Here is a 10735-nt window from a genome sequence, read left to right as displayed (position 1 = left end):
GGGGCACCTCCCAGGCCGTTCAGGCAGTGGGGGAGCATCGCAAGGCGGAGGGGCGTCCGCATACGGGATGTATGCGGGCGTTCCGACAACCCGGCGAGGTGCCGTAGCCGGCGTCGTGGGCCCGCCGGGGATGACGGGACAGCCCTTAGCTCACGGCCCAGCTCAGGACTCGGGTCAGGACCCGCAGCGCGCCGAAGTGGGCGGCGCCCCGCTCGACCTCGACCTCCGCGTCCGGGATGTGCCGGCCCAGCCAGCGGGTGTGCTCGACGGGGGCGAAGATGTCGTCCTCGCCGTGCCAGAGCTTCACCGGCGTGGTGATCCGGCCCAGATCGAATCCCCACCCCGTGCTGAACGCCATCACGTCGTCCACCCAGCCGTCGGCGGAACTGCGCAGACCCTCCGCGAAGTTGCGAACCAGCATGTCCTGGATGCCGGCGTCCGCGACGATCCACCGGTCCGACTCGGGAAGCCCGCCGGCCATCTCGGCGACGGATGCGGCGGGGTCGGCGAGGATCGACCTCGACCGGCGCCCGAGGGTCGCGGTCACCCGACTGCGGCCGATGGCGGCGTTCACGTACTCGCGCACGTTCGACTCGGTCATCCCCTCGAACCAGTCCAGCCCGGGCGCGTCCCGCGGGGCGAGGCTCACCAGAGCCGCCACCCGGGTCGTACGGTCCGGCAGCAGCGCGGCACAGGCCAGCGCGTGCGGGGCGCCGCCCGAGCGTCCGACCACGGCGAAACGGCCGATGCCGAGCGCGTCCGCGATGTGCCTGACATCAGCGGCCGCTGCCCTGACGGTACGGCCCGGCAGCCGGTCCGAGTCGCCGTACCCGGGCCGGTCGAAGGTGATCAACCGGACGCCCAGGTGGTACAGCACCCGTTCACGCGGCGCGGGCCCGAACCTGCTGCCCGGCGTGCCGTGCAGCAGGAAAACCGGCCGACCGGCAGGATGCCCGCCATCGTTGATCGACAGGCGCCGACCGTCCGAGGTACGCACCGTGAGCTGCATTCGCCATCCCCTGTCGTCCCGTCCCGCCCGTGTGCCCCGCCATTCCCCGCCCTCGTCGGTCGTCAACCCCCCGGGACGGCCAGGGTCTTGGGGCCGTGCCCGGCACCGGCCATGGACGGCACCCGGGTGGCCCAAGCCCGGGAACGCCCGAGAGGGGGACCCTCGGGGCCCAGTGGCGTACGGCACGAGTGCGCCGTGGGGGAGGCAGGTGTCGTACGGATGGGCGCGCTCGTCCGGGGTGACCGTGGCGTACGGGGTGGTGCGGACGGCCGAGGCACGCTGTCGTACGGGGTGGAAGCGCGCACGACGGGATCATGTGTCGTTCAGTCACGTGTCCCGTCGGCGCGGGTGACTTCGCACCGGCCACCGCTGCTGTGTCCGGTGACGTTCTGTCGGCCCGCGGTTGGGTCCCCTTCACCGGTGGACACCCGTGCTGGTTGCCAACTCCCCCATCCGGCCAGTATGCAACCGGACGGCCACCCGGCCCAGACCGCGAACGCGCTACACCGCCACGAGCGGTGCGCCCTCTCGCCATTTGAGGATCTTGTCGAAGCTCACCACGGCGCCGCCGCGGCCCGGTTTGTTGCCGATGTGGACGTGGTCGGCGAGTTCGCGGATCAGGCAGAGACCGCGGCCGTTCTCGTCGTCGGCCTGGGCCGGGCGGGGCGGTTGGCGGTGCGGGAAGCCGGGGCCCGAGTCGGCTACCTCGATGCGGCACTTCTCGCCGTCGAGGTAGGCGGTGACCCGGTACGCCTCGGAGGTGTCGCCCGAGGGGGCGGCGCCGCCGTGCTCGACGGCGTTGGCGCAGGCTTCGCTGAGAGCGACGGAGAGGTCGTAGGAGACGTCCGGGTCGACGCCCGCCGTTTCCATCGTGCCGAGCAGCAAACGCCGGGCGAGCGGCACGCTCGCAGCCTCACGCCGCAGATGGAGTGACCACCAGATGCTCATGCTCCAGCCTCCAGGCCGCGGCTCGACATACCGTTACGTATTGCCACCGAGGCGGGCGTGCAATCGCCCGGAACCGGTCCTCCCGCCCATACGGCGGATGCGCGTCCGTCACATTCGGTGTATGCGGACGAAACCCTTCCGAATCCCTTACCACTTCCACACCTCACCCCCAGGAATGCGGGTACGGGGATGCGGACGAAAAGGCCGTAATCGGGGCATCGGGGCATCGGGGCATCGGGGCATCGGGGGATACATCACAAAACTTCCCCTGGGCGCCATGGCCACGTACGAACACCGGCAGCTCCGGTCCCGTACCTCACCGCAGCAACCCGGCGCTCACCCGACCGCGCCCCGATGGGATGATGACCCCGCCATGAAAGCCCGCACGCGCGCCGGAGGTGATCTCCGGGTCATACGGGCCGCGGTGTTCGCCGCGGTCTGCGTCGTGCTGGCCGGAGCCGGCCACGCGCTCGCCTCCTGTGCGGTGGTCCCGCTGTGGAGCCTCGGTGTCGGGTTCGTCGGCGTCTTCGCCGTCGCCGCCGCCCTGGCCGGACGGGAACGCTCGCTGCCGGGAATCGCGGCCCTGCTCGCGGTGGGCCAGACCGTGCTGCACACCCTCTTCGGGCTGGGCCAGCACGGCGCGGAGACCGCGTCCAAGGCCACGGCGGCCATGGACGCGGCGCTCATCGAACGCGCGGCGCGTCTCGTCTGCGGGACCACGGCGGCGGCCATGAGCCCCGCCGAGGCCCGACGGATCCTCGTCGACGCCGGGCTGGGCGGCACATACGCCACGCATCACCCCGCGGACGCCATGACGACCGCACCCGACTCCGCGGCCGCCGTCCTGCCGTCGCTGCCCATGCTGCTCGGCCACGTTCTCGCGGCCGTCGCCGCCGGGTGGCTGCTCCGCCACGGCGACCTCGCGCTGCTCCGCCTCGCCCGGCTGTCGGCCCACGAGCCGCTCGTACGGTCCCTGCGAGGGGCGCTCGCGCTGGCGCGGGCCTTGCGGTCCGGGCTTCCTGGCGCGCCGGACGTCGTATCGCGCCCCCCTCAGGCCACGTTCGCGACCCCGCCGGCCCCACGTACGGCCGCGCTCCATCACACGGTGATCCGGCGCGGCCCCCCGGCCGCCGCGCTCACCCTCGCCGCCTGACACGACGACGGCCCACTCACACTCGCACTCCACGCACTGCACGGCTTGGGGGCGCAGGGTTTCGCCCTGCGCCACCTCGCGTCGCATATGCACAGGGAGGGGAAGGGGACGTCGGCGTGCGGCGCACGCGCGCGTGCCGGTGCGAGCGCGGTTCGATCCGCGCTCCTCGCTCGTCCTCTCCACTGGGCGAGGCACGCGTTCCTCTTCTCGTCCTTTTGTCCCACTCACTCACCGTGGAGTGTCACCAGCCATGAAGGCTTCTCGTATCGCCGCCGTCGGCGCCCTCGCCGGTGCCGCCGTCCTCGTCCTGTCCGGTCCCGCGTTCGCGCACGTCAGCGTCGCGGCGGAGGGCACGGCGGCCAAGGGCGGGTACGCGACCGTCAACTTCAAGGTCCCGAACGAGCGCGACGACGCCTCGACCACCAAGGTCGAGGTGAGCTTCCCGACCGACCACCCGCTCGCCTCGGCCCAGCCGGAGGCCGTTCCCGGCTGGAAGATCAAGGTCACCCGGGCCAAGCTCGACAAGCCGATCGAACTGCACGGCGAGCAGATCGACGAGGCCGTCTCCAAGGTCACCTGGACCGCCACCGGCAAGGGCATCGAGCCGGGCTACTTCCAGAAGTTCCCGCTTTCCCTGGGCCAGCTCCCCGAGGACACCGACGAACTGGTCTTCAAGGCGCTGCAGACGTACTCCAGCAAGGAGGTCGTCCGCTGGATCGAGGTCCCGCAGAAGGGCCAGGAGGAGCCCGAGCACCCGGCGCCCGTGCTCGCGCTGGCCGCCGCGTCCGACGACCACCACGGCTCGTCCACCGCCGCCTCGGACGAGTCGGAGAAGTCGGACGCGAAGAACGCCGAGGCCGACTCCAACGAGACCGCGGCCGAGCCCGCCGACAGCAGTGACACCACCGCCCGCGTTCTCGCCGTCGTCGGCATCGTGGTCGGCGCCGCGGGCGTCGCGTACGGCGTCCTCGCCGGGCGTCGGCGTACCACCGCCTGAGGTCCGGCTTCCCGACCCCTCCCCCTCTCCTCCCACCCCCGGCGCGCACGCGGTGGTCGTCCGGCCCGTGTGTCGCTGTCGCGGCGTACACCCCGTACGCGCCGGGGCTCGAACCATCTGGGACATTTCCATATGCGCACGAACACGAAGAAGACGAAGAAGACGTACGCGGTCGGCGCCCTGCTCGTGGCAGCCGTCCTCGGCCTCTCCGCCTGCGGCAGCGAGGACGCGTCCACGACGGCGGTGGCCGAGGTGTCCGACACCGGCCCGGCCAAGGTGTCCACGGTTCTCGACCGGCCGTTCACCAAGCCTGATCTGGTGCTCACCGACACCAAGGGCAAGACGTACGACCTCCGCAAGGAGACCGAGGGCAAGCCGACGCTGATCTACTTCGGCTACACCAACTGCCCGGACGTGTGCCCGCTGACCATGAACAACATCGCGGTCGCCAAGAAGGAGGTGTCGAAGAAGCTGCCGAAGTCGGAGCTGGCGAACCTCCGGCTCGTCTTCGTCACCACCGACCCGGAGCGGGACACCCCGGCCGAGCTCGGCAAGTGGCTCAAAGGCATCGATCCCGAGATCGTCGGCCTGACGGGCGACTTCGACAAGATCCAGGCCGGCGCCCTCAAGCTCGGCATCTCGATCAACCCGCCGACCAAGAACAAGAACGGCAAGATCGTCTCCGAGCACGGCACCCAGGTCTTCGCGTTCTCGCCGAAGACCGACGCGGCCTACGTGATGTACGACAAGAAAGCGACCGTGCAGGACTACGAGAAGGACCTGCCGAAGCTGCTCAAGGGCGAGAAGCCGTGAGGGTGCGTGCGGCGCGGGTCGCTGTGCTCGTGGCCGGTGGGCTCGTCTTGGCCGGGTGCGGCTCGTCGGACTCCTCCGGTTCCTCCGCGGCAGAGCTGTCCGTGAAGGCGGCGTACATGCCGCAGCCCGTCACCGACTCCATGGCGGCCGGATACCTCGTCATCGAGAACAAGGGCGGCGCGGCGGACGAGCTCACCTCCGTGACCAGCGACCTCGCCCAGGACGTCACCGTGCACGAGGCGGCCGGGCAGTCGATGAAGGAGGTCTCTGCCCTGAAGGTTCCCGCCGGTGGTGAACTCGTCCTCCAGAGCGGGGGAAACCACCTGATGTTCGAGAACCTGAAGCGCAAGCCGAAGGAAGGCGAGACGGTGTCCCTGCGGTTGAACTTCACCAAGTCCGAGGCCATCACGGTCGAGATGCCCGTGAAGTCGGCGACGTACCAGCCGACGACCGGGCACTGAGGGAGGGAACCCCGTTGAGGCCCTTGAGCGGGTTGCGGCCGTGTAGCCGGTCGAGGCCGTCGAGCGAGGTGCGGCGGTCGGGCGCGGCCAGGCGACCGAGCGAGGTGCGCCGGTCGAGCGACGGGCGACGGCCGAACACGGCGCGCCGGTCGGGCGCGGCATGGCAGCCGAACGCGGCGCGGCGGTCGAACGCGGTGTGGCGGTCGAACGCGGTGTGGCGGTCGAACGCGGTGTGGCGGTCTGGCGGCGGTGATTCGCTGTCCTCGAGCCGGCTGAGGCCGTTGCTCCTGCTGCTCGCGGTGATGGCTGCGGTGCTCGCCGGTGCCGTGCCGGTCTCCGCCCACGCCGCGCTCACCGGCAGCGACCCGCAGCAGGGGTCGGTCGTCCAGGAGGCTCCGTCGCAGGTGTCGCTCACCTTCTCCGAGAAGGTCGCGATGTCCGACCGCTCGGTGCGCGTGTACGACCCCAAGGGCAAGCAGGTCGACACCGGTGACGTCACCGACCTGGGCGGCAACAGATACGGGGTGAAACTGCGCCCCGGACAGCCCGACGGCACCTTCACCGTCACCTACCAGGTGGTCTCGGCGGACAGCCACCCCGTCTCCGGCGCCTTCACCTTCTCCGTGGGGGCACCCTCGAAGACGACGGTCGCCGTGCCGGGCCAGGAGGCCGGCGGCGGGGTCGTCGGCGGGCTGTACGGCTTCGCCCGCTATCTGTCGTACGCCGGTTTCATTCTGCTGGTCGGCGGCGCCGCCTTCGTCCTGACCTGCTGGCAGCGCGGCGCCGGGGTACGACCCGTCCAGCGGCTCGTGGTCTCCGGCTGGCTCACGCTCGCCGTCGCCACCCTCGCGATGCTGCTCCTGCGCGGCTCCTACACCGGCTCCGGCAAGCTCGGCGATGTCTTCGACCTGGACCTGCTGAGCGATGTCCTGCAGACGAAGACGGGCGCCGCCCTCATCTCCCGTCTGCTGCTGCTCGCCGCGGCGGCCCTCTTCATCGCGGTCCTCTTCGGCGCGTACGCCCGGCGGGACGAAGACGACGCCGAGGAGGACGCCGAGGAGCACATCGAGGGGCCGGAAGGCACGAAGGGGACGAAGAAGGGGGACGGCGCGGAGTCGGCCGAAGGGGCGACTGGTGCTGCGGCTGTCCGGGAGTCCGACGAGAAGAGTTCCGGGGACGGCGACGAGCCCTCCGACGCCGACGACGACTCCTACCAGCGGGACCTCACCTTCGGCCTGGCCATCGGCGGTGGCGTGGTCGCCGCCGGGCTCGCCGCGAGCTGGGCGATGGCCGAGCATGCCTCGACCGGTATCCAGGCGGGCCTCGCGATGCCCCTCGACATCCTGCACCTGCTGGCGGTCGCCGCCTGGCTGGGCGGTCTGGCGACGCTGCTCGTGGCGCTGTTCCGGGCACCTGCGGACGCACAGATCGAGACCACGGCCGTACGCCGGTTCTCGCGGGTCGCGTTCGGCAGTGTGCTCGTGCTGACGGCCACCGGGATCTACCAGTCCTGGCGGCAGGTCGGCACCTGGTCGGCCCTGACCGGCACGTCGTACGGGCAGTTGCTGCTGGTGAAGATCGGCCTGGTCGCCGTGCTGGTCGGGATCGCGTGGATCTCCCGCCGGTGGACCGCACGGTTGGTGGAGGCACCGGCGCCGACGGAGGCCGCGGTGGAGGCGGGTTCCGACGCCGGGCGCGAGCCGGTCGCCGCCCTCGCGGAGCGGAAGCCGGCGTCCGCCACGGTGGGCGAAGAGTCGGGCTCCGTCATCGCCCGGGAGGAGACGACGGCCGCCTCGTCCGGCACATCAGGCGCAAGTGAAGGCGCAGGCGAAGCCGGCGGCGGCGCGGCGAACATCGAGCGGGCCGCCCAGCTCGCCCGGCAGAGGGCGGCGATGGCCACCGCGCGCCAGAAGCGGCTGCGGGACGCCGATCCGGGCCGTCGCGGCCTGCGCCGGTCGGTGCTCGCCGAGGCGGGCGTCGCCGTCGTACTCCTCGCCGTCACCACGGCCCTGACCTCCACCGAGCCGGGCCGCACGGTGGAGGAGGCCAAGGCGGCCAACGCGGCCGTCGCGCCGGACACCCGGTCCGGGGCGCTGGCGCTGGACATGTCGTTCGACACCGGGGGCAAGAACGGCAAGGGCGTCGTCCGGCTGGAGATCGACCCGGCGCGCGTGGGCGCCAACGAGATGCACGTCTACGTACAGGGCCCCGACGGCAAGGCCTACGACATCCCCGAGGTGAAGGTGGCCTTCACCCTGGAGGCCAAGGACATCGGCCCCCTGCCCGTGGTGCCCGACCACATCGCCACCGGCCACTGGACGGCCGACGGCGTGCAGATCCCCATGGCGGGCGACTGGAACATCGAGGTCACCGTACGCACGTCCGACATCGACCAGGTGACCGTGAGCAAGAACGCGAAGATCGGCTGAACCGCACCATGACCGACCAGTCCACCACTGTCCCTTCCGAGGGTGTCCCTTCCGAGGGCAACGGCTCCGCCGGGAACGGCGCGAAGAGAAGCGCCACCAGCAGGAACGACACGACCAGAGGCTCCGTCACGGAGCACGGCGCCGCCGCGCCCGCCGACGTGAAGATCTCCGATCCCGCCGAGGGAACCATCTCGCGGCGCCGTCTCCTGGGGACCGCCGGCGCCACCGGCCTCGCGCTGGGCGTGGCGGGGGGAGCCGTCGGATACGCGGCCGGGTCCTCACCCTCGTCCGACTCGGCCTCCTCGTCCTCCTCCGCGGACGGGGTCGCCCTCCTGTCCTCCGTCGGGGCGGGGGAGGTGATGTTTCACGGGAAACATCAGCCGGGGATCACGACGCCGCTCCAGGCCCGTGGCCACCTGGTCGCGTTCGATCTGGCCGCCGGGGCGGGTCGCAAGGAGGCGGCCGCGCTGCTGCGCCGCTGGTCGGAGACGGCCCGGCGGCTGATGGCGGGCGAGGCCGCCGCCCAAGGCGACACGGATGTGGCCCGCGACGCGGGGCCCTCCTCGTTGACGGTCACCTTCGGCTTCGGGCACAGCTTCTTCGCCCGTACGGGGCTGGAGAAGCAGCGCCCCGACTCACTGGACCCCCTGCCGGACTTCTCCTCCGACCAGCTGGACAAGGCGCGCAGCAACGGTGATCTGTGGGTGCAGATCGGCGCCGACGACGCCCTCGTAGCCTTCCACGCCCTGCGCGCGATCCAGAAGGACGCGGGCGACGCGGCCCGGGTGCGCTGGCAGATGAACGGCTTCAACCGTTCGCCGGGCGCCACGGACCGCCCCATGACGGCACGCAATCTGATGGGGCAGATCGACGGGACGCGCAATCCCAAGCCGGCCGAGCCCGACTTCGATGAGCGGATCTTCGTACCCGCCTCCGGGGCGTCCGGCGACCCGGAGTGGATGGCGAACGGTTCGTACGCCGTCGTACGCCGTATCCGCATGCTCCTCGACGACTGGGAGCAGCTGTCGTTGAAGGAGCAGGAGGACGTCATCGGGCGGCGGAAGTCGGACGGTGCCCCGTTGAGCGGGGGCGCGAAGGCGACCGAGACGACCGAGATGGACCTGGAGAAGACCGACTCCCAGGGCAATCTCCTCGTCCCGATCAACGCGCACGCCCGTATCAGCCGCCCCGACCAGAACGGTGGAGCGGCCATGCTGCGCCGACCCTTCTCCTTCCACGACGGCATCGACGCGAAGGGCGTCCCCGACGCGGGCCTCCTCTTCGTCTGCTGGCAGGCCGATCCGCTCCGCGGCTTCGTCACCGTCCAGCGCAAACTCGACCGCGGCGACGCCCTCTCCCAGTTCATCCGCCATGAATCCAGCGGCCTCTTCGCGGTACCGGGTGGTGCGGCGAAGGGGGAGTACGTGGGTCAGCGGCTGCTGGAGGGCTAGGGTCTGCCGTTTGGATCATGCCGACCGGGTTGCGGCACCTTGATGGCTGCCGGTGAGCGGGGCGTGGTGCGTGCGGCTGCAGGGCGGCGGAGGGAGTCGACGCGACGGGGTCCCCCGCGCGAGGTTGTTCGAGCGTGGGAGAGTCGGCGACTGACGGCAACGCGGCAGATGTGGGTGCCACGACCCGCGGCCCGGGCGTGACCCAAACGACGGGCCCTGGGCGGTGCGGCCCGGTGGGCGCCCCGCGTGGGGGCGCTCCAGGGCCGTGGGTCGCCCGCGGGGGTGGTGTGGACGGTACTCGTGCGCCGGGCCCCGGCGGGCCCATTAGGGTGAGGTCATGCCAGCCAGCTACGTGTACCTCGGCCCCGAGGGCACCTTCACCGAGGTCGCCCTGCGCACACTGCCGGAGTCCGCGACCCGCGAGCTCGTCCCGATGGTGTCCGTCCCCGCCGCCCTCGACGCCGTCCGCAACGGCGAGGCCGAGGCCGCCTTCGTCCCGATCGAGAACTCCGTCGAGGGCGGTATCACCACCACCCTCGACGAGCTGGTCGCGGGTGCCCCGCTGATGATCTACCGCGAGGTGCTCCTCTCGATCACCTTCGCGCTGCTGGTCCGCCCGGGCACGAAGCTCTCCGAGATCAAGACCGTCACCGCCCACCCGGCTGCCCAGCCGCAGGTCCGCAACTGGATGAAGGCCAACCTGCCCCCCGACGTCGTCTGGGAGTCAGCCGCCTCGAACGCCGACGGCGCCCGCCTTGTCCAGGAGGGCCGTTACGACGCCGCCTTCGCCGGCGAGTTCGCGGCCTCGCGGTACGGCCTGGAGGCCCTGGAGACCGAGATCCACGACGCGGAGAACGCCCAGACCCGGTTCGTCCTGGTCGGCCGTCCCGCCCGGCCCGCCGCCCCGACCGGCGCCGACAAGACCTCCGTCGTCATCTGGCAGCGCGACGACCACCCCGGCGGTCTGCGCGATCTGCTCGGCGAGTTCGCCGTCCGCGGCGTCAACCTGATGCTGCTGCAGTCCCGTCCCACCGGTGAGGGCATCGGCAACTACTGCTTCGCCATCGACGCCGAGGGCCACATCTCCGACCGCCGGGTGGCGGAGGCACTGATGGGCCTCAAGCGGGTCTGCCTCCAGGTGCGCTTCCTCGGTTCGTATCCGCGTGCGGACGCCGCCGTGGCGGAGGTGCGGCCCACTCTGCCGGGAACCTCGGACAACGAGTTCGTCGCCGCCGCGGACTGGGTGGCTCGCTGCCAGGACGGTCGGTTCTAGGCCACGCGGGCGGTCCTACCTGCCTATTTTCTTTGTCCACAGAAGTTATCCACAGGTGGGCTTCTCGATCTGGGGACAAGTCGACAGCGCGGCGCCATTCAGTCGACAAATCCCCTTGGGGCGGGCGCTCTGTCCACACCCCCGTAGATCACCCTTCGCCCGAGTGTTTCCCCGAGTCCACCCTTCAGAGCGGCCTATTTC

Annotated in this window: 9 protein-coding genes; 7 read left to right on the top strand and 2 right to left on the bottom strand. The window is 71.3% G+C overall.

Annotated elements, in window-relative coordinates; all coding sequences use genetic code 11:
• Positions 1-145: 145 nt before the first annotated feature.
• Together ACZ43N_RS12130 and ACZ43N_RS12125 are read right to left on the bottom strand one after the other, a co-directional pair.
• The gene (locus ACZ43N_RS12130) at positions 146-1009 is read right to left on the bottom strand and encodes an alpha/beta fold hydrolase (protein ID WP_468096956.1); all 864 of its coding nucleotides are present in this window, start codon (positions 1007-1009) and stop codon (positions 146-148) included.
• Between the two features lie 501 nt (positions 1010-1510).
• Complete coding sequence (locus ACZ43N_RS12125) at positions 1511-1957, bottom strand: ATP-binding protein (RefSeq protein ID WP_468096954.1); 447 nt, start codon at positions 1955-1957, stop codon at positions 1511-1513.
• A gap of 373 nt (positions 1958-2330) precedes the next feature.
• Here ACZ43N_RS12125 and ACZ43N_RS12120 point away from each other — a divergent pair, with 373 nt between their 5' ends.
• From ACZ43N_RS12120 to pheA, 7 genes are all read left to right on the top strand, one after another.
• Positions 2331-3110 carry a hypothetical protein gene (locus ACZ43N_RS12120; protein WP_468096953.1) on the top strand — a complete coding sequence of 260 codons (780 nt, stop codon included), beginning with the start codon at positions 2331-2333 and terminating at the stop codon, positions 3108-3110.
• A gap of 250 nt (positions 3111-3360) precedes the next feature.
• Entirely contained in the window at positions 3361-4107 is a 747-nt protein-coding gene (locus ACZ43N_RS12115) for a YcnI family copper-binding membrane protein (RefSeq protein WP_468096952.1), read from the top strand.
• A gap of 132 nt (positions 4108-4239) precedes the next feature.
• Positions 4240-4920 (top strand): SCO family protein, encoded by a 681-nt coding sequence (locus ACZ43N_RS12110; RefSeq protein WP_468096951.1) that lies wholly within the window; start codon positions 4240-4242, stop codon positions 4918-4920.
• Complete coding sequence (locus tag ACZ43N_RS12105; RefSeq protein WP_468096950.1) at positions 4917-5381, top strand: copper chaperone PCu(A)C; 465 nt, start codon at positions 4917-4919, stop codon at positions 5379-5381. The genes ACZ43N_RS12110 and ACZ43N_RS12105 overlap by 4 nt, the downstream gene beginning before the upstream one ends.
• Before the next feature lie 302 nt (positions 5382-5683).
• The gene (locus tag ACZ43N_RS12100) at positions 5684-7810 is read left to right on the top strand and encodes a copper resistance CopC/CopD family protein (RefSeq protein WP_468097089.1); all 2127 of its coding nucleotides are present in this window, start codon (positions 5684-5686) and stop codon (positions 7808-7810) included.
• 8 nt (positions 7811-7818) lie between these two features.
• The gene (efeB, locus tag ACZ43N_RS12095; RefSeq protein ID WP_468096948.1) at positions 7819-9261 is read left to right on the top strand and encodes an iron uptake transporter deferrochelatase/peroxidase subunit; all 1443 of its coding nucleotides are present in this window, start codon (positions 7819-7821) and stop codon (positions 9259-9261) included.
• 337 nt (positions 9262-9598) lie between these two features.
• Positions 9599-10534 carry a prephenate dehydratase gene (gene pheA / locus ACZ43N_RS12090; RefSeq protein ID WP_468096947.1) on the top strand — a complete coding sequence of 312 codons (936 nt, stop codon included), beginning with the start codon at positions 9599-9601 and terminating at the stop codon, positions 10532-10534.
• Positions 10535-10735: the final 201 nt, after the last annotated feature.

The organism is Streptomyces sp. NPDC030814 (assembly GCF_055572155.1).
The sequence above is the reverse complement of the archived record's forward strand: the minus strand, read 5'-3'. Positions and strand labels throughout refer to the sequence as shown.